The sequence below is a fragment of the Methanothrix sp. genome (assembly GCF_024518575.1).
Taxonomy (GTDB): Archaea; Halobacteriota; Methanosarcinia; order Methanotrichales; family Methanotrichaceae; genus Methanothrix_B.
Window position 1 is genome coordinate 18,082 of record NZ_JANIHG010000008.1, and the last position, 25,768, is coordinate 43,849.

The following is a 25,768-nucleotide window of genomic DNA, read 5'->3' on the forward strand; positions in this document are numbered from 1 at the left end:
AGTTGGGTGATGCCGATACAGTGTGGGTAGGTCTCCCTGTCGGGCAGTGAAGGTCTGCGTGACTTTTATCTAACTATTTTAAAATTTGGGGTGTCTTATATGCAGAATGTTGACACAACAAAATATATAATTTACGCTGATATCACTGCAGATGGCATAGTGGAGCGGCCGGATGTTGTGGGAGCGATATTCGGCCAGACGGAGGGGCTGCTGGGCAGCGATCTCGATCTCAGGGATCTCCAGAAGACTGGAAGGCTCGGCAGGATAGACGTCCAGATATCCTCAAGCGGCGGAAAGTCGATGGGCACGATCTCCATACCATCAAGCTTCGATAAGGTCGAGACCGCGATTCTGGCTGCAGCTCTTGAGACCATAGACCGGGTTGGGCCCTGCATGGCAAGGATACAGGTTACAAAGATAGAGGATGTAAGAGCCGCAAAGAGGAAGTACATCATCGACAGGGCGAAGAGGATACTGGTGGAGATGTTCGATGAGAACATCCTGGAGACGGAGCAGATCACCGAGGAGATCAAGCAGTCTGTGAGGGTGGAGGAGATCACCTACATAGGCAAGGACAACCTGCCGGCGGGGCCGAACGTTCTGGATTCGGATGCGATTCTTGTTGTGGAGGGGCGGGCTGATGTCCTGAACCTTCTCAAGTACGGCATAAAGAACGCCGTCGCCGTTGGTGGGACGAACATACCTCCAACGATCACAGAGCTCTGCGCGAAGAAGATCGCCACAGCATTCACAGATGGCGACCGCGGCGGAGAGCTCATCGTCAAGGAGCTCCTGCAGGTCGCAGATATAGATTACGTCGCACGTGCGCCAGAGGGCAAGTGTGTGGAGGAGCTGACGCAGAAGGAGATCATACGCGCACTCCGCCAGAAGATCCCGGTCGAGCAGGTCATGGACATGTACAAGATCAAGCCGATCTCGAGGAAGAAGCGGGAGATCGTGACCAAGCGGAAGAGCCTGATAAGGGAGAGACCAGTCTCTGTGAGGACCGTCGCCCAGGTGGTTCCGATAGCGCACCGTGCTGAGATCGCTCCGCCGCCCGAGATCCAGACAAGAGCGCTTCAGAAAGAGGCTCATGAGCACTACGAGGAGCCGGAGGACTGGTTCAAGCACCATCTCGAGGAGCTCGACGGAACGCTAACTGCAAGGCTCTTCGACAGGAACAACAACCCGATAAGGGATGTGGCTGTGCGCGATCTCGCAAAAGAGCTGAAGGAGTCCAACGGCAGCGTTCATGGCGTGATATTCGATGGAGTGATCACCCAGAGGCTTCTTGATATCGCGGCTGAAAAGGGCCTGGACTACCTGATAGGCGCCAAGATGGGGAGCATAGCGAAGACACCTGTGGGGATAAAGGTCATAACAAGCGGTCAGTGATAAGATCTCAGGAGATTCGGCCAGGATCTCCTTCGCATTTTTATTGGTTGACCGGGTGATTTAGCGGAGCAGGCGCTCCGCTTTTCGATCTAGAGGCCATGTGAACGCTCCCGCCCTGAAGGGCGGGGTCTTCTCGCTTCGGCTTATTCTCTCCCAGAGATTCAGGAGTTTACGGACTACAACTGATCTTCAGCTGGACCTGTCCTGATACAGATGGTGTGTCTCCGACATCCAAATGCATGAAGGCCAGAATTTCTTGATCAGGCTCTTATTCGGACAGGTCCCTTCAGCTCATCGAAACATATTTAGATCACCTCATTGCTTGTGGTGGCGATACTATGATTGGGGTCTTAGGGTTAGAGGATGGCACTCTGGTAGAGGGCTACGGTTTTGGTGCCCCAGGGATCGTAACCGGAGAGATCGTTTTCACCACGGTGATGTCTGGATATGAGGAGGCGCTGACAGATCCCTCCTACAACGGGCAGATCCTGCTATTCACCTACCCGCTGCAGGGCAACTACGGCGTGAGCGGTGATGAGTTCCAGTCGGATCGCATGTGGCCCAGGGGGATGGTCTGCAGGCACATCTGGCCGAGCCCGAAGCATCACAGGTCTACGAGAACGCTCGCGGAGTTTCTTGTTGATGAGGGAAGGCCCGGGATCCACGGCGTGGATACCAGGATGCTCACAGTCAAGATAAGAAGGCTTGGTGCCATGAAGGCAGCTCTCGCTGTTGGAGAGTCTGTGGTGAGAGGGATCGACATCGTGCAGCTCGCCAGGGATCAGCCCTCGATATCGTCCCTGGATCTGCTGAGCGAGGTCACGTGCAGAAGCCCTTACAGGATAAGAGGATCTGGCCCAAGGCTGGCGGTGATCGACCTCGGGATAAAGCGGCACATACTCAAGAGCCTGGAGTGCCGCGGGTTCGATCTGCACGTTCTTCCTGCACATTCGAGCATCTCGGATATAGAGGCGGTCGAGCCTGATGGTCTTTTCATATCAAACGGACCCGGAGACCCTGAGAGGGCGGTGAGCGCCATAGAGGCTGTCAGGCATTTCGCGGGATCGATGCCGATATTCGGAATATGCCTCGGCCATCAGGTCATCTCGCTGGCGCTGGGCGCTAGGACGTTCAAGCTGAAGTTCGGCCATCACGGAGGCAACCAGCCTGTGAAGGACCTCGAGAGCGGGATCGTCTACATAACATCTCAGAACCACAACTTTGCAGTTGTTCCCGAATCAGTTGAAGGTACAGATCTTGAGATAACGCAGCTGAATGCGAACGATGGAACTGTGGAGGGGATCAGGAGCAGGTACCTGAAGATCCTGGCGGTTCAGTACCACCCTGAGGCGCATCCAGGACCGATGTGCACCGAGGATCCGTTCTTCAGCTCTGTTTTGAAGATCGCATCCGGAGGCGATTGAGATGCCGAGGCGCCCAGACATCAAGAAGGTCCTCCTGATAGGCTCTGGCCCTATCCAGATCGGGCAGGCAGCGGAGTTCGATTTCTCGGGTTCGCAGGCATGCAAATCCCTCCGCGAGGAGGGCGTGGAGGTCGTCCTGGTCAACTCAAACCCGGCAACGATAATGACCGACCCCGATATGGCGGATAAGGTCTACATCGAGCCGCTGGTGCCGGAGATTGTTGCAAAGATCATAGAGAAGGAGCGCCCGGATGGCATAATAGCCGGGATAGGCGGCCAGACCGGCCTGAACATAACAAGCGAGCTCGCAGAGATGGGCGTTCTGGAGAGATACAACGTCGAGGTGCTCGGGACTAAGGTGAGATCGATCCAGGAGGCCGAGGACAGGGATCTCTTCAAGAAGGCGATGGAGCGCATCGGAGAGCCTGTGCCGAGGAGCATTGCCGTCACAAGCCTTGAGGAGGCGGAGGAGGCGATGAAGGAGCTCGGCCTTCCTCTGATAGTGAGACCCGCGTACACACTCGGTGGCAGCGGCGGAGGGATCGCGAGGACGCGTGAGGATCTCATGCGTATATGCGAGATGGGTTTGAAGAGATCCCGCATACATCAGGTGCTCCTCGAGGAGAGCGTCATTGGATGGACAGAGGTGGAGTACGAGGTGATGAGGGACTCGAACAACACATGCATCACCATCTGCAACATGGAGAACATGGATCCTATGGGGATTCACACAGGAGAGTCGATAGTTGTCACGCCGATACAGACGCTCTCCGATCATGAGATCCAGATGCTCAGATCTGCTGCAATAAACATCATAAGAGCGCTGGGGATAGAAGGAGGATGCAACATACAGTTCGCGGTCAGAAACGGCGAGTACAGGGTTATCGAGGTCAACCCCCGCGTCTCGAGATCATCAGCTCTGGCCTCGAAGGCCACAGGCTATCCGATAGCCCGCGTCACTGCCAAGATAGCCATCGGCCTCACGCTCGATGAGATCAGAAACGATGTGACAAAGGAGACGCCGGCATCATTCGAGCCCACCGTCGATTACGTCGTCATAAAGATCCCGAGGTGGCCATTCGACAAGTTCGTCAAGGCCGACAGGACGCTCACAACATCGATGAAGTCCACGGGAGAGGTGATGGCCATAGGCAGGAGCTACGAGGAGGCTCTCATGAAGGCCATCAGGTCTCTCGATATCGATATAGATCTGGGATACAACGGCAAGTACACACCATGGAGCGATGAAGATGTCAGAGAGCTCCTAAGAACGCCGACGGATGAGAGGCTCTTCGCGATATACCAGGCTCTCAGGCGTGGTTTCTCGGTGGATGAGATCTCACAGCTGAGCATGATCGATCCGTACTTCATCGAGAGGATTCAGAACATAATCCAGATGGAGGACGAGCTGAAAAAGGGCCTCACCCCGGACAGGCTCAGGCGCGCTAAGAGGATGGGGTTCCTCGACAGCAGGATCGCAGAGCTTGTGGGATTGAGCAGGGAGGAGGTCACCGACTACAGGCTCTCTCTGGGGATAATACCCACATACAAGATGGTGGACACGTGCGCAGCTGAGTTCGCGGCATCGACTCCATACTACTACTCGACATACGATGAGGAGTGCGAGCTGTCTCCATCCGATAAGAAAAAGGTCCTGATCCTCGGCTCAGGTCCGATAAGAATCGGCCAGGGCATAGAGTTCGATTACTGCACAGTCCATGCGGTCACAGCCCTCAGGGAGATGGGAATCGAGGCTCACATAATCAACAACAACCCAGAGACAGTCTCCACAGATTATGACACCTCTGACAAGCTCTTCTTCGAGCCCGTCACCCTTGAGGACGTTATGAACGTGATCGAGAAGGAGAATTACTGGGGAGTGATGGTGCAGTTCGGAGGTCAGACGGCTGTGAACCTGGCGGTGCCGCTGGAGCGGGAGCTGAAGCGGCGGGGCCTGAAGACCGTGATCCTGGGAACATCTCCTGACAGCATAGATATCGCGGAGGACAGGGAGCGCTTCAACAAGCTGCTCAATTCACTGGGAATACCGCAGCCTAGAGCGGGAATAGCCTACTCCCCGGAGGAGGCGAAGAAGGTTGCAAAGGAGATCGGCTACCCTGTTCTGGTCAGGCCGAGCTACGTCCTCGGCGGCAGGGCGATGGAGATAGTCTACGACGAGTCAGGACTGGAGCTATACATGCGTGAGGCTGTGCGCGTATCTCACGAGCATCCGGTGCTCATAGACGACTTCCTGCAGAACGCTGTCGAGATAGATGTCGATGCTGTGTGTGACGGTCGCGATGTTCTCATCGGGGCTATCATGGAGCACATAGAGGAGGCCGGGATACACTCGGGAGACAGCGCATGCATGATCCCCCCACAGACGCTTCCAGAGGACGTCGTCGCGACAGCGAAGGATTATGTAAGGCGCATAGCTCTGGCGCTGGGGGTCAGGGGAATAATCAACATTCAGATGGCCTACAAGGATGGCGTCGTTTATGTCCTCGAGGCCAATCCCAGATCGTCCAGGACGATACCGTTCGTGTCGAAGGCCGTGGGCCTGCCCCTGGCGAAGATCGCTGCAAAGGTTATGGCAGGAATGACTCTGAGAGAGATGAATCTAAACGTCGAGCCCGAGATACCGTATGTGGCTGTCAAGGAGGTGCTCCTGCCGTTCGACAAGCTCCCCGGCGCAGACGTCCTCCTAGGCCCTGAGATGAGGTCCACAGGGGAGGTCATGGGGATCGACTACAACATGGGACTCTCGTTCTTCAAGGCGGAGATGAGCGCTGAGAACAGCCTCCCGCTCGATGGAATCGTCTTCATCTCTGTGAGGGACGAGGACAAGGCTGAGATGGCAGAGGTGGCCAGGAGGCTTGCCAGCGCAGGTCTCAAGATAATAGCAACCGACGGCACATCTGAGTATCTGAGAAGAGCCGGAGTTCCGGCGGAGCGCGTCAGGAAGATCTACAACGGCAGCCCGAACGTTCTGGATTACATCAGGAGGGGCGAGGTGAAGCTGATAATAAACACGCCCACGACCAAGCAGTCTGTGAGGGATGGCTTCCAGATACGCAGGAGCGCAGTAGACTACCACGTGCCGTACATAACAACCGTACAGGCGGCGAAGGCTGCGGCCGAGGCGATAGAGAAGGCCCTGAAGGGAGAGCTGACGATAAAGGCGCTGGATGAGTACCACAGGGAGGTGCGCTACAGGTCTCTCTGATCCTGTAGCGGCTCAACCTTCACACCTCTTTTGCACTCATCGGCACACGCCACCGTTAAACATCAAGCTGTTTTTGAGAGATGCTTTCCGGTATATCTCTCACCATCGCCCTGGTTTGTGGCCATGCTGATGCCATGGGGATCAGAAGTGGCTTCAGGGTCAAGATTTATCTATCATGGGAGTGATGGGCCTGAGCATGGCTGGTCAAACCCTCTCGGAGAAGATATTCTCAAGGGCCGCGAACAGGGAGGCCAGGGCTGGCGAGTTCGTCATGGCCTCGATAGATCGCGCGATGATACATGACATAACCGGGCCTCTCGCTGTCAGGGGCTTCTACGAGATAGCAGGCAGGGGTGCCAGGGTCTGGGATCCCTCCAGGATTGTGATCCTCTTTGACCATCAGGTGCCTGCAGACAGCATAAAGGCGGCTGAGAACCACCAGATGCTGAGGGCATTTGCAAGAGAGCAGGGCATCATAAACTACGATGTATTCAGCGGAATCTGCCATCAGGTCATGCCCGAGAACGGCCATGTGCTTCCAGGGCACCTCATAGTCGGCACGGACTCTCACACATGCACCTACGGGGCGCTGGGAGCTTTCGCGACCGGCATCGGCTCGACAGACATGGCCAGCGTGTTCGCCACAGGAAAGCTCTGGTTTATGGTACCTCAGACCCTCAGGCTTGTGATAGACGGGCGCCTGCCAAGGAGAGTCACATCAAAGGATGTGATACTCAGGATCATCGGCGACATCGGCGCGGATGGCGCGAACTATCTCGCATGCGAGTTCGCCGGATCCGCGGTCGAGAGGATGAGCGTCGCAGAGAGGATGACCATGACCAACATGTCGATAGAGATGGGCGCGAAGGCAGGGCTTGTGGAGCCGGACAGGGTTACCATGACATACCTCAGGGAGTGGGTCACCGAGGAGCCGATCAGGGGGGATGAGGACGCGATCTTCACAGAAAGACACTGGGACGTGAACGATCTCGAGCCACAGGTGGCCATGCCCCATCGTGTCGATAATGTGGTACCTGTCAGCACTCTTCATCATGTGAAGATCGATCAGGTCTTCCTCGGATCGTGCACGAATGGTCGATTCGAGGACCTCAAGCTCGCTGCAGAGGTGATGGGCGATGAGCCGGTTGCACGGGGCGTCAGGATGATCGTCATCCCTGCGAGCAGGAAGGAGTACATGAGGGCGCTCAGGGCAGGACTCATTGAGAGGTTCATGGAGGCTGGTGCGATCGTAGAATCGCCGTGCTGCGGCCCGTGCATGGGCGGAAGCTTCGGGCTGATCGGGCCTGGAGAGGTCTCTCTGTCAACATCTAACAGAAATTTCGTCGGAAGGCAGGGCAGCCCGCAGGGTGAGATCTACCTCTGCTCTCCCGCAGTCGCGGGTGCAAGCGCCATAACCGGGGAGATCACGGATCCGAGGGAGATCTGATAGCTGTTGAGGTCTGCAATGTCTTTATCTGAGAGATGAAGTTCTGAGCGGCGCAGTGGCTGCGAATGGCCTCTGCGTGATCATTTTATGATGCGATGAAGATTGCACTGAAGGTCGCATATCTCGGAGATCGTTACTACGGCTTCCAGAGGCAGCCGGGTCTCCGAACGGTGGAAGGAGTCATAAGAGACGCTCTCCTGAGGATAGGGGTCGCAAACGGGGACTTCTGCTATGCAGGAAGGACCGACCGGGGGGTCAGCGCGCTCGGCCAGGTCATCGACTTCTGGATCGATGATGAGAGGGAGCATCTCGCATCTCCCAGGGTGATCAACGGCTTCCTCCCATCTGATGTTTGGGCATGGGCAAGAGCGGTCGCGCCGGCCGGGTTCAGCGCCAGGTGGAACGCCTTGTGGAGGGAGTACAGGTACTTTCTCTTCTCCCCAGATCTCGACCTGAGTTCCGTGAGAGAGGCTGCAGAGCATCTTCTCGGCACCCACGACTTCCGGAACTTCTCCACGTCAAAGGTGGACACGGTCCGCAGGGTAATCTCAATTGATGTGAATGAGTGTGGAGGGATTGTGGTCTTCGATATAAGAGCTGATGGTTTCCTCTGGAACATGGTCCGGCGCATCGTCGGGGCCCTGGAGCTGATAGGCATCGGCGAGAGACCTGTGGAGTGGATCCAGGAGCTTCTCGATCCAGCGACCCCCCACGGCGCGCCTACAGCGCCGCCAGAAGGGCTGATGCTGATGGACGTCGGCTACAGTGATCTGGAGTGGGTGGAGGATAACTACACGAAGCAGCGCGTCTCGAGGATGCTCATCAGCGAGGCCAAAAGAAGGGCCGCAATCTCTGAGGTGGTAAAGGAGGTGCTCTCGCGGATGGGGGATACATTCTGATACGCTGAGTACGTAAATGATCTGCGACACAGTGTGAAGGCTGATGATGCGCTCTCTTCATGAGAGCTGCTCTGGAGTGCAGCCACAGGGGCAACAGATATAAACCATCAGATCTCTCAGCTGAAGTCGTGCCGGGGTGGCAGAGCGGACAAGCTCTGGGCCGTGCTCCAGCGGCAGAGGTCCATACGCGGCAGGCTCGAGACCTGTTGTCCCTTTCAGGGACGCTTGGGTTCAAAATGGCGCGGACGTCGAGTCCACCATGAAAATCCCAACCCCGGCGCCAAAACGATATCCTTCATCGGGGAGAGTAACTATTATGGCCAGATTTCCAGAGGCAGAAAATCGAGTTCTGAACGTCAAGATATGCATGCGCTGCAATGCGCGCAACCCCGTCAGGGCGACACGCTGTCGTAAATGCAGGTACAAGGGCCTCAGGATGAAGTCCAAGGAGAGCAGAGGATAAACGGGTCTATGCTCAGAAAGCGTGTCGAGATAGGTCCTGTGGAGTCGGAGCTCTGGGACGCCGTGGAGTCTCAGGGGGCGGCGCACCTTACCCTCATAGATCCGGCGTCGCAGGATCCGGAGCGGGCTGCGCAGATGGCGAGATCAGCAGCGGACGCTGGCACCAAGGCCGTCATGGTCGGTGGATCTGTCGGTGCCACCGGCTCCACACTGGACAGGACCGTGCGCGCCATAAAGGAATCTGTGGAGCTACCTGTGATCCTCTTTCCGAGCAGCGCTGCAGGCCTTTGCGATAGCGCTGATGCGGTCTTCTTCATGAGCCTTCTGAACTCGAGATCCAATAGCTATCTCATAGAGAACCAGGCGCTCGGAGCACCGATTGTCTCCAGATATGGGCTTGAGGCGATACCCATGGGCTACATAGTGGTTGAGCCCGGGGGCACGGTCGGCTGGGTTGGCGATGCGAAGCTCGTGCCGCGGAGAAAGCCAGAGATTGCGGCTGCGTACGCGCTCGCAGGGCGCTACCTCGGGATGCGTCTGATATATCTGGAGGCAGGCTCCGGCGCAGAGTCGCCCGTCCCAGCGAGCATGGTCTCTGCGGTCAGGGAGGCGATCGGCGATGCGATTCTGGTCGTGGGCGGCGGGATACGCGACGCAGAGAGCGCCAGTAAGCTCGTGGCTGCGGGCGCGGATCTGATAGTCACAGGCACAGGCATTGAGCAGTCAGGTGACGTCTTCGAATTTGTAAAGAGCATCGTCACCGCGATACATGTCTAGAGATTCTCTTATCAATGCAGTCCGGAGCCTTGGTGTCGATGGATTGCTTCTTGTGGGCGACAGCATATGCGATGCAGATGTCTGTTATGCATCTGGATTCCTCTCCAGCGACAGGTTTGCGGTGCTCATCTCTGACAGGATCTACATTCTGGTATCCAGCATGGAGAGATATAGGGCCTTGGCAGAATCCAGGGCGGATGTTGTGGAGACGACGTCCGATTATTCCATGAGGTCGAAGATCGCGGAGCTCGGCGGTCTCGAGATGGCGTACGCGAATGTCATCGAGGAGTTCGTCTCAGCACGTGGTATCGCGCGTTTGGGATTGCGGACGAATACGCCAGCGTATCTTTACAGAAGCCTAATGGAGCATTTCGATGTTGTTCTTCTCGAAAAACCATTGGAGAAAGTTCGCGCGGTCAAAACTCCTGAGGAGATCGCCGCGATTAAAGATGTTCAGAGATCCTGTGAATCTGCCATGGCAGTCGCTGTTCAGCTTATCAGAAAATCTAGGCCCTCTGGTGAAATGCTCATTTTGGACGGTACACCGCTCACATCTGAAAGAGTGAGGCGCGCTGTTGAGCTCAGGCTTGCAGGGCTTGGATGCGAGACTCTGGATACAATAGTCTGCGGCGGTCTCATGAGCTCCAGTCCTCATTCAAGGGGCAGCGGGCCGCTTCCTCCAGATATGCCCATCGTCATAGACATATTCCCTCGATCGAAGAGCAGCAGGTACTTCGCGGATATGACCCGCACGGTCGTCCGCGGGGAACCATCGGCTGAGATCATGGAGATGTATAGCGCGGTGAAGACAGCACAGGACGCGGCTATGGGGTGCATAAAGGATGGCGTGAGCGGGGCTGATGTGCACGAGGCTGTCTGCAGGACATTCGATGATCTAGGTTACACAGAGCGCGAGGAACGGGGTTTCATCCACTCAACAGGCCATGGCGTCGGGCTGTCGATACACGAGAGCCCCTCTCTGAGCGAGCATGGGGAGATGCTCAGATCATGCAACGTGGTCACGGTTGAGCCCGGGCTTTACTACCCAGATGTTGGCGGCGTCAGGCTTGAGGATCTCGTTGTTGTCAGGGAGAATGGCTGCGATAACCTGACAGCATTCGAGAGAGAGCTCGTGATCCGGTAGGCATATCTGTTTGGAATCCCGCTGGCGTTGCAGCACTCATAGCGCAGCGATGTTCCCAGGAACTGATGTGAAGCGAACTGCTGTGTTGAATAATTAAGAGCTTTAAGGTCGATAGCTATTGATTTTTACTAGGATTGCAATTCGTATGAATCCAGCCTCTGCTATCGGATTCTCAAACATTATTCAACACAGCAAAGCGAACAGAAAGTCTTTATAGCGCTTATTCTGTGAGCGTTGCTGCCTGCGGTTTGAATATACGGCTTCCAAGATCTGGGTAAGTGTTCTCTGCCGGGGATCTCTCGGGCTCGAAAGGCCAAAGCTTGAAGACGATAAGACAGGCATTCTGGGAGTTTTGATCTCACCCATACCCTTTGAGATTGTCGCTGCGCACTAGATAGACTTATATCTGCATAGCGTATTTGCCATCAAAACCATAATGGTGATTCGATTGAGCCTCTTAGATCATGTCGACCCGGAGATATCAGCGGTGATACGCAAGGAGCTGGACCGGCAGAGAAACACACTGGTTCTTGTCGCTGCGGAGAACTTCACAAGCCCTGCGGTGATGGAGGCACAGGGCTGCGTGATGACCAACAAATACGCTGAGGGCTATCCGGGAAAGAGGTACTACCGCGGCTGCGAATTCATGGATGAGGCTGAGAACCTTGCAAGGGAGAGGTGCAGGGAGCTCTTCGGGGCTGAGCACGTCAACGTCCAGCCGCACAGCGGCTCACAGGCGAACATGGCTGCTTACTTCGCCACGCTCCGGCCCGGGGACACCATAATGGGCATGAACCTCGACCATGGTGGTCACCTTTCTCACGGATCCCCTGTCAACTTCTCAGGAAAGCTCTATCGTGTCGTTCCGTATGGCGTGAGCAGGAAGACTGAGATGCTCGAATACAGCGAGATCCTGGAGATCGCCAGGGAATGCAAACCAAAGATGATAGTATGCGGCGCCTCTGCATATCCGAGGATCATAGATTTTAAAGCGATGCGTGAGATCGCCGATGAGGTCGGAGCCCTCCTGATGGCTGACATCGCCCATATCGCTGGTCTGGTTGCTGCTGGTGTCCATCCAAGCCCAATTCCTTATGCAGATATCGTGACGACCACAACGCACAAGACCCTCCGCGGGCCGAGAGGCGGCGTGATAATGTGCAGGGAGGAGCTCGCCCAGGCAATCGACAGAGCGGTCTTCCCGGGGATACAGGGCGGACCGATGATGCACACGATAGCTGCGAAGGCAGTAGCATTCCGGGAGGCGATGACACCTGAGTTCAGGAGGTATCAGGAGCAGATAGTGAGGAATGCAGCGGCTCTCGCAGCCAGACTCATCGAGAACGGGTTTGAGCTCGTATCCGGAGGCACAGATAACCACCTCATGCTCGTCAAGCTTCTGAAGGAGAACATAACCGGAAAGGAGGCAGACGAGGCCCTGGAGAGCGCTGGCATCGCTCTGAACAAGAACATGATACCCTTTGATCCGAGGACTCCATTTGTGACAAGCGGGATCAGGATCGGCACTCCTGCCGTCACAACCAGAGGCATGAAGGAGAATGAGATGAGGGAGATAGCGGATCTCATAACAGAGGTCATTCGGGATATAAGAAACCCCGCTACAATAGAGTCGGTCCGTTCCAGGGTCAGGGCTCTTTGCGAGAGGTTCCCGCTTTATCCCGAGCTCTGATGGGGTGATCTTCTCTTGATAATAGATGGAAAGGCGCTCGCGTCAGATATCGAGGCAGAGGTAAGGGGAAGGGTCGAGAGGCTTGGCTTCAATCCAGGCCTGGCCACGATACTGGTGGGAGACAACCCTGCATCTCAGATGTACCTGAGGATCAAGCATGCCGCATGCGAGCGTGTTGGCATAAGATCGGAGAACATCGTGCTTCCGGGGGATACGGATGAGGGCACCCTCATAAAAACGATCATGGAGCTGAACTGCAGAGAGGATGTGCATGCGATACTCCTCCAGCTGCCGCTGCCGGGACACCTCGACCCGAGGAAGGCCATGATGGCGATAGCTCCTGAGAAGGATGCAGATGGGTTCCATCCTGAGAACATGGGCGCGCTGCTGCTCGGCGCAGAGAGGCTTGTTCCATGCACGCCGAGAGGGATAATCTATGCGCTCGAGCGTCTGGGAGTGAAGATCGAGGGCGCAGAGGCTGTTATCGTTGGGCACAGCAATGTGGTTGGTAAGCCGCTTGCAGCCATGCTGCTGAACAGAAATGCCACAGTGCAGGTCTGCCATGTCTACACAAAGGATCTGAAAGAGCACACCAGAGACGCGGAGATACTCGTGGTCGCAGCAGGAGTCCCCGGGCTCATAAAGGCTGATATGGTCAGGGAAGGGGCGTACATCTTCGATGTGGGCATAAACAGGGTGGATGGCAAGACCGTGGGAGATGTCGATTTTGATGCCGTCAAGGAGAAGGCAGCCGGGATAACGCCGGTGCCTGGCGGTGTCGGGCCGCTCACCGTGGCGATGCTCATGAGCCAGACCGTGATGGCTGCGGAGCTCTCGCTCGAGAGGCGAAGATCATGAGCCTGGTTATCGCGTTCTCCGGCAGGGAGGCTGTTATCGCCGGTGACAGGAGGAGCATAGCATTCGCCGGAGATTGCAGGTCGCTTGAGGAGGAGCTTTACTCCGGCAGGATTCATGATGACGAGGAGCTGCTCAGGAGGGCCGGAGAGCTTTCTGCGACGATATACATATCTGACGGCAGGGAGAAGGTCTGGCGTGATGGGGATGTGCTTGTGGGTGAGGTGACAGAGGTCTCCGCGTCCAGCAGCAAACGCAGAAGGGTGTATGTAACATCAGGAGCATATCTCATCGTGGACGTGATTGATGGAAACGCCAAGATCTCCGGAAGGGGCGGTGCCTCGCTAATCATTCTGGGGAACAGGCACACACGGGATGCTGCTGGAAGGATCCTCCAGAGTCTCGGGAGGATCAGCGCTGATGCGATAGCGAGAGTGATGAAAGAGGTCAGCGCTGGAACCGCAACCATGAGCAGGGAGCACACGATTCTCCAGGTTAAAGCGTCTCATAAAGACCCTGCATCCGTTCTCATGCAGACCTTCTCGAGGGACTGCGAGAGGATGGGCTGGAGGTTATGAGGTCGGCAGTTGTGCTTGCCGGCGGGGAGGGCAGACGGATGGGCGCGGAGAAGACATCCGTTATGCTCTACGGCAGGCCCCTGATCGAGCATGTGATCGAGAGAATATTCGATACGGTCGATGAGGTCATCGTTGTCGTGAGAGATGATGCGCAGGCGAGGCGGCTCGAAGGCGCGATTTCCGGCTGCAGGGTGGTGATCGATCGCGCGCATGGCGTGGGACCGATCGCAGGTCTCCAGGCCGGAATGGATTCAGCTCGCGGACGCTACGCATTCGCAGCAGGCTGCGATATGCCTTTTCTCAATCCTGATGCGATCGATTTCCTCTTCTCGCTCGCAGAAGGTCATGACGGCGCGGTCCCTATCCTGAATGGCATTCCTGAGAGGCTGCATGCGGTTTACCTTGCGAGGCGGCTCGAGGAGGCATGCAGAAATGTGATCGCGAGAGGCGAGCGCAGGATATCAGCCTCGCTAGCAGGGCTTGACATCAAATTTGTAGATGCCGGATTGTTCAGAGCTGTGGATACCGAACTCCTGAGCTTTTTCAATGTCAACACACCAGACGACCTCAGCACCGCGGAGAGGATCATGAGAGGGCTGGCTGAGAGAGGCGCTCCGGGCTGCTGTGATGGATGACGTCTTGGGGACGCTTTCATTCTTCTGGCATGCCTCTGCTTGTCGCATGCGGGGTTTTCACCCATTCTGCACGTCTTTTGTTACGTGCGCCGTTTTCATCGCTCCGTCCTCTCCACTCCAGCGATTCAAATGTGTGCTTCCAACGGCTCTCCAGAACACATGCGCTGGACTGGCCCACAGCCCGATACCCACAAGTTCGGGCAAGATTTATAAGATCATCACATCTCGTTAGCCGGGGTGGTTGATTGAGCATTCGCCTGAACCGGCAGCGTCTCAAATGGCCTGGGACGGAAGAAGAGATGTGTGTAAATTCATGCGGCATGATTTTCGGTTTGTGCATATCAGCGGCGATCGCGCTCCCTCTGATTATGCTCCTCTCCATGGCAGGCAGCGCAGCCATAATACATGCAGGAGGCGATATACAGAGAAGCATAGATTCAGCATCTCCAGGGGATACTATAATCGTCGGGCCGGGGGTTTACGAGAAGTTCACGGTGAACAAGCGTCTGAACCTCATAGGCGATGGTGCAACCGTGATTGCATCATCCTCAGACGCATGCATAAGCGTAGAGGCTGATATGGTGAACATCACCGGATTCACAGTCAGAAACGGCCTCTACGGGATACGGTTGAGCAGGGTCAGGGGGTGCAGCATCACAAACAACACGGTGACAGGCTGCAAGCAGCCTGGAATCGTACTTCTGACGTCCTCTGGAAACACAATCGCGAACAACAACGCCAGCTACAATGGCGTCGTCGGGGAGGGGTGGTATGGTATATACCTCACAGACTCCTCCAACGATAATCTGATCGTGAACAATATCGCGAGCAACAACGGAGCGTACGGGATACACCTCTCCACATTATGCTCGAACAACACTTTGAGGGGGAACACGCTAAACGGCAACATGTACGGAGTCTACATGTTCACAGGCTGCTCTAACAACATCATAGAGAAAAACCTGATCTCCGGAAACAAGGCAAACGGGATCGATCTGCGGTTCAACTGCAACCACAACATAATAAGAAACAACACAATCACCGATAACCAGGTCGCGGGGATATCCCTCCTGGACTCAGGCGAGAACGAGATACTCAGCAACGATATACGCTCAAACATCAGGTTCGGCATACAGATACAGGGAAAGAGCGATGCCAACACAGTTGTCGGGAACAACATCACCCGGAGCCCCACAGGGATATTCGTGGAGTCGAACAGCAATATCTTCCACACCAACCGTCTCATCGATAATGTGGTCCAGGCCGTGGACCGGGGAGAGAACATATGGAACGCGCCGTACCCTGTTGGTGGGAACGCCTGGAGCGATTACTCAGGCGTGGATGAGCGCAGCGGACCTGCACAGGATGTTCCAGGAGCTGATGGGTTCGGCGACACTCCCAAAGAGATCGGCAACCGCTCGAGGGACATGTACCCTCTCATGGGATATGAGCTCAAACCCATAAAGATACTGAATGCCAGCCTGCCGGAGGAGATCGAGGCCGGAGAACAGCTTCTCATAAAGGCCTGGATCGAGTCTGTAAACGGTCTTTCCCAGGTATCGGCACGGATTCCTGAGTCCAGGTCTTATGTGCGTCTATACCAGGCAGGCGATCATTACGAGGGCGCTCTCACCACCGCACTTCTAGATCCTGGTGAGTACTCAGTTGTGATCACAGCAACAGATAGAAGAGGATATGAACTAGAAGAGGTTATAGGAAGGTTCAGGATCACACCAAGGGCTGGACGCAGCTTTGAGGCTGCGATGGCCCAGCTGAGAGGAAGATCATGATTCGCAGATTCATCATTGTGTTTGGAATGGTGCTTATCATCGCTGCAATGAGCATGCAGTGGGCGAGTGCTACATGCCCGATGTGCAAACCAGATTATGAAGAATATCCACACGAGGGATTCCTGAAGAGCCTGGGGCCGGAGGAGGAGAAGACATCAGCCCCGGTGATCTCTGCAAAGACCGAGCGGCTCAAGAACCCTCTGTTCAACAAGAGCGCTCAGACATCTCAAAAAGAGACTGAGAGCAAGAGTACGACCACAGATGTGCCGGTGAGAGCTAGCGAGATGCTTGTTCCGGTCACAGGCGTTGCGCGCTCCGATATTGTCTTGGATGTCAGCAACGGCGCCACGGAGTACATAGATGGCGCTGTGCACATAAACTACATGGACTTCTACAACGAGAACAAGGAGCTGAAATCCGCAGAGGAGATAGCAGCGCTTCTTGGAAACGCGGGGATAACTCCAAACGACAGGGTTGTGCTGACGGGCACCGATTACGACTGCCCGACATGTCTGGGTGGGCCGTTCGGAGCAACATTTGTGTACTGGCTGATGCTGTACCTCGGGCATGACGAGAGCAGGCTGAAGCTCCTGGACGGGGATACAAATGACTGGAAGGCGGCAGGCCTGCCGGTGCAGAGCACACCGTATGTGAGACCGGCCACAACCTACACAGTTCAGAGGATCAGATCAGAGCTGCTGGCTACAAATGATTATGTGAAGAATGCTGATGTGCAGATCGTGGACTCCAGGCCGTTCGATGCGTTCGGCCAGGGAGCGATACCTGGAGCTCTGAACATACCCTACGATATGGTCACCGAGAACGGCAGGCTGAAGGACGAGTCGGAGCTGGAGAGCGTCTTCGCGGGCCTGACGAAGGAGAAGCCTGTTGTGGTCTATGCGAATACAGAGTTCAAGGCGTCTATGGTGTGGTTTGCGCTGAGGATGATGGGATACGATGCCAGGATCTACACATGGAACGACTGGCTGAAGAACCTGCCGGCGTTCAGGATGCGACTCAACAGCACCCTGACGAGGGCTGAGCCGAATCCTGCGTCTCCAGGTCCTGTGAAGATCCACGCTGTCTTCGAGCTGCCAGAGGAAGGCGGAGAGGGCACGAGCGGGACGGCAGATGAGAACCTGACGACGCTCAGCGTAATGGGTTGTGCGACATGCGAGCCCATAACTGTATGGTCAGGCTCTCTCACGAAGAATAAGAACCCTGGACTGAGCCTGGGCAGCTCCACGCAGTACTTCACATGCGCCGCAAAGATAAGGGACTCAGAGGGGAATGAGGTCGCGTCTATTCCCATGGAGAAGGTCTCGGATGATGAATACGTCGGGACATGGGACGCGACAAACGCATCCCCTGGCAGCTACTCTGTCGGCTTTGCTGTGACGGTTTACTCGCTCTCAAAGGAGTTCGAGAATGCCCTCACAGTTGTGATTCAATAGTGCAAGAGGCAGTGGGGTGGTCGGTCCGGAGAAGAGGCTCATAGGCAGAAAGGCAATCTGTATTTTCTCGGCAGCCCTAGCTGTTGCTCTCCTCTTCTCCATAGTCTTCGCCGAGGACCCATTCATCTCAGACAGGGCGACGAGGTGGTTTCAGAAGGAGTTCAGGGCTCTCATGGAAAGGGATCACACCGACACCACACCGCCGGTCATAACCAATCCCAGGATCTTTCCATACCAGCTGAAGCGCGGAGATCCCAGGGCGGAGATAAGCGCGAACGTCCACGACGGATCCGGAATCTCCTCGGTATACGCAGAGGTCGGCAGAAAACAGGTGCTCATGTTCGATCTGGACGGGGACGGGAGGTACATCGGCTACTGCGGCTCGAACCTGCCGCCAGGTGATTATGATGTAAACATAGTTGCCGTGGACAGGGCGGGCAATGCAGCCGTAACCCCCTGCAGAGCGCTCAAGGTCCTCGATCCGCTGGACCTAAACGCGAACAGGATAGAGGACTCGCTCGAATCGCTGGGACCTGAGGAGACCAGGGTGATAGTGCTCCATGATGATAATGTGACAGAGTCGGATGGCGAAAAGCTGCGAAGCATCGATATTCTCAGGGGAAGCGCCATGCTAGTTCCGGGAAACAAAATCCCGGAGCTGGCCAGGCTCAGGGGTGTTAAGGGAATCTACAGAGATCAGAAGCTCAGGGTTCTGGGGGCGCAGTGTGAAAATAGCCATGCTGGCTCAGATATGCCTGGACCTCCTGAGAACCCCAGAAGAGCGGCCACAGGGCTTACAGGCAAGGGAGTGACAGTTGCGCTCATAGATACAGGCGTGGATGCGGGGCATGAGACCCTGGACGATATCGATGACGATCCTGCCACATCAGACCCCAAGGTCGTGGCATTCGTTGACATGGTCAACAAACTTGAGAAACCGTATGATGACAATGGTCATGGAACGCACTGCGCAAGCCTGATATCCGGCACAAAGGGCATGGGTGTGGCGCCCGGATCGAGGCTCGTGGTGCTCAAGGTCATGGACAGGGATGGATCATGCTATCTGTCTGACGCTCTATCCGCGCTCGACTGGTGCGCCAAGAACAAGGATATCTATGATATCAGGGTGATATCCTTCAGCGTCGGAGGAGATCGGAGCTCTGACAGGCCGACGCTCCTGGATGAGGCATGCAACAGGATGGCCGAGGAGGGAATCGTTGTTGTTGTGGCGGCCGGAAACTCCGGGCCATCGCCATCCTCCATCGTCGTTCCGGGAGAGGCTGAGGAGGTGATAACCGTCGGCGCCATAGACGCAAGAGGGAAGATCTTTGAGAGATCCTCACGCGGGCCCACCTCGGATGGAAGGATCAAGCCGGACATCGTGACCATCGGGGTCGATGTGCCATCAGCGCTTGCAGGGACGAGGGATGATGAGAGCTGCATGAGCGGGACATCCATGGCAGTTCCACAGGTTGCTGGAGCTGCTGCTATAATTCTGGAGGGCTTCGGGAACCTGACGCCAGCTGATGTCAAGAGGGTGCTTCTTAGATCGGCGGATGATCTTGGAGATCCAGGCGCGGATAACACATTCGGCTGGGGGGCGATGAACATCACCAGGGCAGTTCTGTACCTGAGAAACGATCCGGAGATGGTGGCCGGGCCTGAGCTGAAGAGCGTTGACCTGAGCTCGAATGAGGCAAACGTGGGGGATCTTGTTGTGATCGAGGCGCTCGTCGCGGGCGAGGTCGAGGAGGTGACATCCACTATAACAGGAGCTGAGAAGGAGGTGGAGATACCCATGGTCGACTTCGATCTCAACAGCATATACACCACCTTCTGGGAGACAGGCCTCTGGAAGCCAGGGGATTACACAATAAAAGTCGAGCTTCGCGGGAGGTATGGTGAGAGGGTCTGCAGATCCAGACCCTTTCGCCTGAACCCCAGGACGAGATAGCCAGAGTCGCGAGAGAGCTCCGCTTTCACCGCCCCGGCAGCCACTCTCTCATCTCGGTCCTGGGGTTCTCTTCGCCATCTCCATCATGCATCAAAAACATCGCTTGCAGCCCTTACCTCTTTGAGCTGCGCTATCCGGTATCCTGTCACCACCTGCCGCCTTCCCGCGAGTGCCCTGTCGATCTCTACATCTCCCGTGTCGACCAGAAGATACTTCAGATCCCTTAGCTTGTGTGGCGTAGCAATCAGTATCAGCCTCTCCGGGCCCACAATCCTCAGGACCCTCGGGCTTATCTGCTGGCTGCCTCTCCCCAGAATGAATCCCTGAGCACCTATCGGGCTGACGATGATCCTCACATCCCCATCGATCCCCTCGAGGAGCCTAAGCAGATCGCTCTCGGATGCGTCCTTTATCAAGGTCCTCCCGTTCCGGATGACATCGACGCCCAGAAGCGTCTTCTCGCAGCCGATCAGCTCGGCGATCTTGGCTGTCGTGGTTCCAGCTCCGAGTATGTAGTAGGAGCCGTCGCTCATGAACTCCCTGGCAAACTGAGCGATCTCGCGCTTGAAGTGCTCCTCGTCAGAGCTTGCGTAGATCTGTTTCCTCTGCTGAACCAGCGCAGGAAGATAGGGCGTCTTGGCCACGCCGTAGATGCGCACCACAAGCTCGCCCTTTCTGTAGCGCTCCTCATCGACATCAGCTATCTCTGTCTCCCTGACCCTCAGCTCGCCCCTGAGATATCCATAAGCGAGATCTGCAGCTGCCTCCGGGCTCACAGCAAATACCCCGGAATGCATCTTCACGCCCGCTGGTATGCCGAGGATCGGCAGATCTCCAGAGGCAGATGCGACGTCCCTCGCTGTGCCATCTCCTCCGCAGAAGAGTATCAGATCAACACCCTCAGATGCAAATATGGAGCACGCTCTTTTCGTGTCAAAAGGTGTTGTTTCCTCCCCAGGAGTGTGTACAACAGAATGCTCAACGTCAAGCTCAGACAGCAGGCCCTCTCCCATAGAGCCGCCTGCAGTGAGCACCTCCACAGGGATTCTTCCCGCTGAGAGCTCAAGAAGTCTCCTGAAGGCCCTCTCAGCTCTCTCCCTGGATACAGGGGAGGCGCCGAGGCTCTCCGCCAGGGCCGCGACGCCATCTGTGCCTTTTAGCCCGACCGCGCCTCCCATGCCAGCTATCGGATTGATCAGAAACCCGAGCTTACACCTTTGGCAGCCTGGCAAGCGATTGCCTCACCAGCTCCTCTGGATACTCGTAATCCTCGAGGATTCCATCATTGTACGCATCATATGCAGATAGGTCGAAGTGCCCGTGTCCGCTCAGGTTTATGAGCAGGGTCTTCATCTCTCCGCTCTTCCTGCACCGGATCGCCTCGTCGATCGCGGGCTTGATCGCATGTGCAGATTCTGGCGCTGGCACGATGCCCTCCGCGCGCGCGAAGATCGTCGCGGCCTCGAAGACCTCGCGCTGGTGGAACGCCTGGGCCTCGATGATTCCCGCGTTCACCAGGTTGCAGAGGAGGGGCGCATCCCCGTGGTACCTCAGCCCTCCGGCATGTATTCCCGGCGGGACGAAGTCGTGGCCGAGCGTGTACATCTTGAGCAGCGGCGTCAGGCGCGCGGTGTCCCCGTAGTCGTATGTGTACAGACCCTTGGTGAGGCTCGGGCATGCAGTCGGCTCGCACGCCACAAGCCTTAGCTCCTTTTTGTCATTGAGCTTGTCAGGGATGAACGGGAAGCAGACTCCAGGGAAGTTGCTCCCACCGCCGCAGCAGCCGTAGATCACATCAGGGTAATCGTCAACAAGCTCGAACTGCTTCCGCACTTCAAGCCCCTCGACCGTCTGGTGGAGAAGCACGTGGTTCAGAACCGATCCGAGGGCGTAGTTTGTATCATCATGCGTGGCCGCGTCCTCCACAGCTTCAGATATCGCTATCCCCAGGCTGCCAGGCGTGTCCGGGAACTGCTCCAGGATCCTCCTGCCTGCGTTCGTCCTGTTGCTCGGGCTCGGGAAGCACTCCGCACCCCAGACCCGCATCATGCTCCTTCGGTACGGCTTCTGATCGTAGCTGGAGCGGACCATGTAGATCGTGCATTTAAGGCCGAATATGCAGGTGGCAAGCGCCAGCGCCGAGCCCCACTGTCCTGCGCCGGTCTCTGTGGCTATCCTCTCTATGCCCTCCTTCATGTTGTAGTAAGCCTGGGGCACAGCTGTGTTCGGCTTGTGGCTTCCCGCAGGGCTCACCCCCTCGTACTTGTAGTAGATCCTGGCGGGAGTCCTGAGGGCCTTTTCAAGCCTGACAGCCCTGTACAGAGGTGTTGGACGCCAGAGCCTGTAGACATCCCTCACCTCCTCAGGTATGTCTATCCAGCGTTCGGTGCTCATCTCCTGCCTTATAAGGGACTTCGGAAATATCGGCTCGAGGTCCTCCGGCTTCAGCGGCTCATGCGTCGCCGGGTTCAGCGGCGGGTCGAGCGGCCGGGGCAGATCAGCTGCCACATTGTACCATCTCTTCGGGATATCCTCCTCATCGAGCAGTATCTTTGATCTCAATCGGTTGTCCTCCAGATGGATTAGAGAAACAATATGTTCATCATAGAACCTGAAATCACATTATATAACCCTTTTGAGGACGGTTGCAAGCTGAGAGCCATTCCTGCTCCATTCAGCGGGCACCTCACTTGGTTACTCATATCATTGAGATCAACAGCATGCGCTCTCGCAGTGTTTGAGATCTCTTAGCCAGTGAATGTCAATTCCTGAATTGCACATCAAGCTGATCTGCGCTTAAAGAGCTTTTGCAGCTGGGCCCTCTACAAACTGGCGAGTCAGCAGCACAACTGGAAAGCGAGTTGATCAACGCATGAGATCTCCACTCATCTCTCATCGCTTTGATCTCGCCCTCTTCGATGAGAGGATGTGCGCCAGTCTCAGCGGTTCCGGCACTCGGTGGGATCTCGCGCAGTTCAGCGCGATCTCGATCGCGGAACTCAGGTCTGACATGTGCCCCGGGGATACGAACACCGGTTTGACGTTTGTTCTGGTCCTGAGAGCAGCACCAACAATCTCCCCACGATCAACCACCAGGGAGAATGACCCCCTCTCCTTTCCGGGCTCGGAGAACTCCCCGCAGAGCCTCGACTTTGCACACCCCACAGAAGGCCGATCGAGGAGCAATCCTAGATGGCTCGCCTCTCCAAATCTGCGCGGATGCGCGATCCCCTGCCCATCGAAGAGCAGGACGTCAGCATCATCGATCCCCTCAAGAGCCCTGAGGATGACGGGCCCCTCACGAAATGTCAGAAGCCCAGGTATGTAGGGATAACCCACATCCATATCCGCGAAGGAAACATCGAGTAGACGCATATCCTGGTAATCGAGAAGAACTGCGGCCGCGTATGCCCTGGATCCAGAGAAAGATACATCTGTTCCAGCCACAGTCTCCAAGCGCTCCACCCTCTGAATTCTCACACTGCCGGCCAGCATCTCCTGTATCTCAACAGCCTCATCGGGTCTCACATCCCAGGAATGCAATAACTTGTATCTCATTTTCACCAAGCTCAACACCAAAACGTGTTTCTTGACATTGGCTATCGTCTGCTCAAAATGGAACATTTAAAATAAAATACATGTGATTTACAGTACCTGGCAGCCTGCCAAGTGTGGATAGACGCATAACTTCAGGTGATTCATAGCCGCCAACCAGGGTAGGATGGGCCTGGCCGGATTTGAACCGGCGACCACTCGGTTATGAGCCGAGCGCTCTAACCGGACTAAGCTACAGGCCCGCAGGACCACATGAACCTGATTTCTGTGCAACCACTGGCGTTATGCCTACTTTCCACCCCTGTATTTATAGCTTGTGTTATGCATCCCGATTGCCATATGAGAAATAAAATATTTAAATAAAAATCCATGGCATACGGACATACCGCTCGGCGCACAGCTTCTCTAACACAGACTGCGCGGATCGGGTGAGCAGCATGGCCATCACAGGGAACACATTTGCCACATGACTCGTCTCTCGTGGGATCGCTCCAAGACGTGAGCATGCGTACTGAACTTCTATGTCAACCGTTACGATTATATGACGATGCCATTCACTAGCATCTGTGATAGGCATGTCATGGACCAAGAGCAAGAAGTACTCTGAGAAGGAGAGGATGAAGATCGAGAAGGGGTCGGGATTTGAGAAGTTCTGGACTCTGATATGCAACTGGCTCTGGAGGGCGATCTCCTGGTAGCTCCAGGAGGTCGTGTGTTTTTCAGCGCCTCATCGAGTACATCGAAACTCTTTTAGCAGATACCATCGTTCTCTGAACCTCAGGACGTTGTTATGGATATCCATCGACTGGAAAGATCAGCTGTGGGGCTGGCCCGATGAGCATCGAGGAGGAGATCAGGGCCCTCGAGGAGGAGATCCTCAGAACGCAGAAGAACAAGGCGACCGAACACCACATAGGTCGCCTGAAGGCGAAGATTGCCAGGCTGCGCGAGGAGCAGGAGAGGCGCACAGCCTCCAGAGCGAAGAAGGGTGGAGGCGTACGTAAATCGGGGGATGCCACAGTCACTCTTGTGGGGCCAGTTGGCGCCGGAAAGTCCACACTTGTTAGCAGGCTAACAGGAGCCAGGACCAGCGAGGATCCCTACTCAATGGAGATCGTCCCCGGAATCATGCAGCACAGGGGCGCAAAGATACAGATCCTCGATGTGCCTGATATTACGGTCTCAGGTGATGCATTATCCGCAGTGAGGGATTCTGATCTGGTGCTGCTTGTCACGGAGCCGTATGGAGGGCCGCTAGATCCCTACCTGAACAGGCTCTATCAGAGCGGTGTCCGCCTGAACCAGAACCCCCCATCAGTTCTGATAAGAAAAACATCAAGAGGCGGCATAAGTGTGACGAGCACAGTCGACCCGGGTATAGACAAGGGATCGATCGAGGCGATACTGAGGGAGTACAAGATACACAGCGCAGATGTCCTGATAAGGGAGAGTCTCACCCAGGAGAGGTTCATCGATGCCATCGAGGCCAACAGGCGCTACATAAAGGCCATACATGTGATGAACAAGGCGGACCTCCTGGATCCCGAGGAGCAGGAGCGCGATGGGGATGCGATACCGATCTCGGCCATAGATGGCACTGGGATCGACAGGCTGAAGGACGAGATATTCGACCGGCTGGAGCTCATAAGGATATTCATGAAGCCACAGGGGAGGCCGCCGGATCTCGACGAGCCCATGATAATGAGAAGGGGCGCTAACATAGGCGATCTCTGCGATAGGATCCACAAGGACTTCAGGCAGCGTTTCAGGTATGCAACTGTCTGGGGATCATCTGCAAAACACAACGGCCAGCGCGCAGGGCTCGATCACATCCTGAGCGATGGGGATATAGTGACCATCGTCCTGGAGAAGTAGGAGAATTTTGGAGCGAACCTGATCTGGCCAGATCAATCCCACAAACCATATATCTCATGGGCATAAAATAAATGAATAGAAGCTCGTAAAATTCAGAGGCATCTCACCGGCGTGAGGGCCTGTGGATAGAACGAATCTGTGTTGTGTTCGGAGCATAAAAGGAGGTAAAAACATGTGTGGATGTGGCGATAGACATGGCGAGATAATGCGAGCTCTTGGGGATAAGATGGGTGGATATGTTCCCGAGACGCTGAAGGCGATATACGACCACAGGCCGGAGCTCGTGGAGCTCATCGAGAGGCTTGACAGGGTGCTCCTCGAGGATGGAGCCCTCGACAAAAAGACAAAGAGGCTCATCGCGCTGGCCTGTGTTATAACGAGAATGTGTGAGGACTGTGTATATCCACAGGCGAGGGTTGCTGTGAACTACGGCGCGACAAAGGAGGAGATCCTCGAGACTCTGGAGATCTGCATGATCACGGGGGGCGTACCGACGTTCTCGATCGCCAAGGGTGGCATAAGCAGGTTGTTCAAAGAGATGGAGGATTGAGCTCAGGTTTGCGGGCTGAAATACCTTAACATGCTGACGTGAATCGGCAGGCGCTTGC

21 protein-coding genes and 2 tRNA genes are annotated in these 25,768 nt (G+C 55.8%); 19 read left to right on the plus strand and 4 right to left on the minus strand.

Annotation, left to right across the window (positions count from 1 at the left end; genetic code table 11):
- Positions 1-99 precede the first annotated feature (99 nt).
- The 16 genes from dnaG to NQU42_RS03210 all read left to right on the plus strand — a co-directional run bounded on the left by dnaG (position 100) and on the right by NQU42_RS03210 (position 19,730).
- Positions 100-1,395, plus strand: coding sequence for a DNA primase DnaG (dnaG, locus tag NQU42_RS03135; RefSeq protein ID WP_296608969.1), 1,296 nt, complete (start codon positions 100-102; stop codon positions 1,393-1,395).
- 338 nt (positions 1,396-1,733) lie between these two features.
- Entirely contained in the window at positions 1,734-2,819 is a 1,086-nt protein-coding gene (carA, locus tag NQU42_RS03140; protein ID WP_296608970.1) for a glutamine-hydrolyzing carbamoyl-phosphate synthase small subunit, read from the plus strand.
- 1 nt (position 2,820) lies between these two features.
- Positions 2,821-6,045 (plus strand): carbamoyl-phosphate synthase large subunit, encoded by a 3,225-nt coding sequence (carB, locus tag NQU42_RS03145; protein WP_296608971.1) that lies wholly within the window; start codon positions 2,821-2,823, stop codon positions 6,043-6,045.
- A 196-nt stretch (positions 6,046-6,241) separates the two neighbouring features.
- Positions 6,242-7,492, plus strand: coding sequence for a 3-isopropylmalate dehydratase large subunit (locus NQU42_RS03150; RefSeq protein WP_296608972.1), 1,251 nt, complete (start codon positions 6,242-6,244; stop codon positions 7,490-7,492).
- A gap of 95 nt (positions 7,493-7,587) precedes the next feature.
- Positions 7,588-8,391 (plus strand): tRNA pseudouridine(38-40) synthase TruA, encoded by an 804-nt coding sequence (gene truA / locus NQU42_RS03155; RefSeq protein WP_296608973.1) that lies wholly within the window; start codon positions 7,588-7,590, stop codon positions 8,389-8,391.
- 130 nt (positions 8,392-8,521) lie between these two features.
- A tRNA-Ser gene (locus NQU42_RS03160) sits at positions 8,522-8,674 on the plus strand.
- Positions 8,675-8,707: 33 nt separating this feature from the next.
- Positions 8,708-8,854 carry a 50S ribosomal protein L40e gene (locus NQU42_RS03165; protein WP_296608974.1) on the plus strand — a complete coding sequence of 49 codons (147 nt, stop codon included), beginning with the start codon at positions 8,708-8,710 and terminating at the stop codon, positions 8,852-8,854.
- 8 nt (positions 8,855-8,862) lie between these two features.
- Positions 8,863-9,630, plus strand: a complete 768-nt coding sequence (locus NQU42_RS03170; RefSeq protein WP_296608975.1) for a geranylgeranylglyceryl/heptaprenylglyceryl phosphate synthase — start codon at positions 8,863-8,865, stop codon at positions 9,628-9,630.
- Positions 9,623-10,774, plus strand: a complete 1,152-nt coding sequence (locus NQU42_RS03175; protein WP_296608976.1) for a Xaa-Pro peptidase family protein — start codon at positions 9,623-9,625, stop codon at positions 10,772-10,774. Before NQU42_RS03170 ends, NQU42_RS03175 begins: the two co-directional genes overlap by 8 nt.
- A 448-nt stretch (positions 10,775-11,222) precedes the next feature.
- Positions 11,223-12,464, plus strand: coding sequence for a serine hydroxymethyltransferase (gene glyA, locus NQU42_RS03180; protein WP_296608978.1), 1,242 nt, complete (start codon positions 11,223-11,225; stop codon positions 12,462-12,464).
- Between the two features lie 15 nt (positions 12,465-12,479).
- Positions 12,480-13,322, plus strand: a complete 843-nt coding sequence (locus NQU42_RS03185) for a tetrahydrofolate dehydrogenase/cyclohydrolase catalytic domain-containing protein (protein ID WP_296608980.1) — start codon at positions 12,480-12,482, stop codon at positions 13,320-13,322.
- The gene (locus tag NQU42_RS03190) at positions 13,319-13,897 is read left to right on the plus strand and encodes a DUF2121 domain-containing protein (protein ID WP_296608981.1); all 579 of its coding nucleotides are present in this window, start codon (positions 13,319-13,321) and stop codon (positions 13,895-13,897) included. The genes NQU42_RS03185 and NQU42_RS03190 overlap by 4 nt, the downstream gene beginning before the upstream one ends.
- Positions 13,894-14,532 carry a molybdenum cofactor guanylyltransferase gene (locus tag NQU42_RS03195; protein WP_296608983.1) on the plus strand — a complete coding sequence of 213 codons (639 nt, stop codon included), beginning with the start codon at positions 13,894-13,896 and terminating at the stop codon, positions 14,530-14,532. The genes NQU42_RS03190 and NQU42_RS03195 overlap by 4 nt, the downstream gene beginning before the upstream one ends.
- A gap of 332 nt (positions 14,533-14,864) precedes the next feature.
- Positions 14,865-16,322, plus strand: a complete 1,458-nt coding sequence (locus NQU42_RS03200; protein ID WP_296608984.1) for a NosD domain-containing protein — start codon at positions 14,865-14,867, stop codon at positions 16,320-16,322.
- Between the two features lie 26 nt (positions 16,323-16,348).
- Positions 16,349-17,776, plus strand: a complete 1,428-nt coding sequence (locus NQU42_RS03205) for a rhodanese-like domain-containing protein (protein ID WP_296608986.1) — start codon at positions 16,349-16,351, stop codon at positions 17,774-17,776.
- A gap of 16 nt (positions 17,777-17,792) precedes the next feature.
- On the plus strand, positions 17,793-19,730 hold the full coding sequence (locus NQU42_RS03210; protein ID WP_296608988.1) for a S8 family peptidase: 1,938 nt from the start codon (positions 17,793-17,795) through the stop codon (positions 19,728-19,730).
- Between the two features lie 83 nt (positions 19,731-19,813).
- Here NQU42_RS03210 and NQU42_RS03215 read toward each other — a convergent pair whose 3' ends face one another.
- From NQU42_RS03215 to NQU42_RS03230, 4 genes are all read right to left on the minus strand, one after another.
- Positions 19,814-20,962: an ATP-NAD kinase family protein gene (locus NQU42_RS03215; protein ID WP_296608990.1), complete on the minus strand. Its 1,149-nt coding sequence runs from the start codon at positions 20,960-20,962 to the stop codon at positions 19,814-19,816.
- Positions 20,940-22,292: a TrpB-like pyridoxal phosphate-dependent enzyme gene (locus tag NQU42_RS03220; protein WP_296608991.1), complete on the minus strand. Its 1,353-nt coding sequence runs from the start codon at positions 22,290-22,292 to the stop codon at positions 20,940-20,942. The genes NQU42_RS03215 and NQU42_RS03220 overlap by 23 nt, the downstream gene beginning before the upstream one ends.
- 330 nt (positions 22,293-22,622) lie before the next feature.
- Positions 22,623-23,288 (minus strand): endonuclease V, encoded by a 666-nt coding sequence (locus NQU42_RS03225; RefSeq protein WP_296608993.1) that lies wholly within the window; start codon positions 23,286-23,288, stop codon positions 22,623-22,625.
- A gap of 164 nt (positions 23,289-23,452) precedes the next feature.
- Positions 23,453-23,527 (minus strand) — tRNA-Ile (locus NQU42_RS03230).
- Between the two features lie 324 nt (positions 23,528-23,851).
- On the opposite strand from NQU42_RS03230, the gene NQU42_RS03235 reads away from it, so the two are divergent.
- From NQU42_RS03235 to NQU42_RS03245, 3 genes are all read left to right on the plus strand, one after another.
- A complete protein-coding gene (locus NQU42_RS03235) occupies positions 23,852-23,983 on the plus strand; it encodes a hypothetical protein (protein WP_296608995.1) in 132 nt (43 codons plus the stop codon).
- A gap of 136 nt (positions 23,984-24,119) precedes the next feature.
- On the plus strand, positions 24,120-25,160 hold the full coding sequence (locus tag NQU42_RS03240; protein ID WP_296608996.1) for a TGS domain-containing protein: 1,041 nt from the start codon (positions 24,120-24,122) through the stop codon (positions 25,158-25,160).
- A 172-nt stretch (positions 25,161-25,332) separates the two neighbouring features.
- Positions 25,333-25,710 (plus strand): carboxymuconolactone decarboxylase family protein, encoded by a 378-nt coding sequence (locus NQU42_RS03245; RefSeq protein WP_296608997.1) that lies wholly within the window; start codon positions 25,333-25,335, stop codon positions 25,708-25,710.
- Positions 25,711-25,768: the final 58 nt, after the last annotated feature.

Coding starts and splice junctions, on each gene's coding strand:
- NQU42_RS03195 (WP_296608983.1), top strand. CDS start 13,894: ATGAGGTCGGCAGTTGTGCTTGCCGGCGGGGAGGGCAGACGGATGGGC.
- carA (WP_296608970.1), top strand. CDS start 1,734: ATGATTGGGGTCTTAGGGTTAGAGGATGGCACTCTGGTAGAGGGCTAC.
- NQU42_RS03245 (WP_296608997.1), top strand. CDS start 25,333: ATGTGTGGATGTGGCGATAGACATGGCGAGATAATGCGAGCTCTTGGG.
- truA (WP_296608973.1), top strand. CDS start 7,588: ATGAAGATTGCACTGAAGGTCGCATATCTCGGAGATCGTTACTACGGC.
- NQU42_RS03150 (WP_296608972.1), top strand. CDS start 6,242: ATGGCTGGTCAAACCCTCTCGGAGAAGATATTCTCAAGGGCCGCGAAC.
- dnaG (WP_296608969.1), top strand. CDS start 100: ATGCAGAATGTTGACACAACAAAATATATAATTTACGCTGATATCACT.
- NQU42_RS03240 (WP_296608996.1), top strand. CDS start 24,120: ATGAGCATCGAGGAGGAGATCAGGGCCCTCGAGGAGGAGATCCTCAGA.
- NQU42_RS03190 (WP_296608981.1), top strand. CDS start 13,319: ATGAGCCTGGTTATCGCGTTCTCCGGCAGGGAGGCTGTTATCGCCGGT.
- NQU42_RS03165 (WP_296608974.1), top strand. CDS start 8,708: ATGGCCAGATTTCCAGAGGCAGAAAATCGAGTTCTGAACGTCAAGATA.
- carB (WP_296608971.1), top strand. CDS start 2,821: ATGCCGAGGCGCCCAGACATCAAGAAGGTCCTCCTGATAGGCTCTGGC.
- NQU42_RS03205 (WP_296608986.1), top strand. CDS start 16,349: ATGGTGCTTATCATCGCTGCAATGAGCATGCAGTGGGCGAGTGCTACA.
- NQU42_RS03225 (WP_296608993.1), bottom strand. CDS start 23,288: ATGAGATACAAGTTATTGCATTCCTGGGATGTGAGACCCGATGAGGCT.
- NQU42_RS03170 (WP_296608975.1), top strand. CDS start 8,863: ATGCTCAGAAAGCGTGTCGAGATAGGTCCTGTGGAGTCGGAGCTCTGG.
- NQU42_RS03175 (WP_296608976.1), top strand. CDS start 9,623: ATGTCTAGAGATTCTCTTATCAATGCAGTCCGGAGCCTTGGTGTCGAT.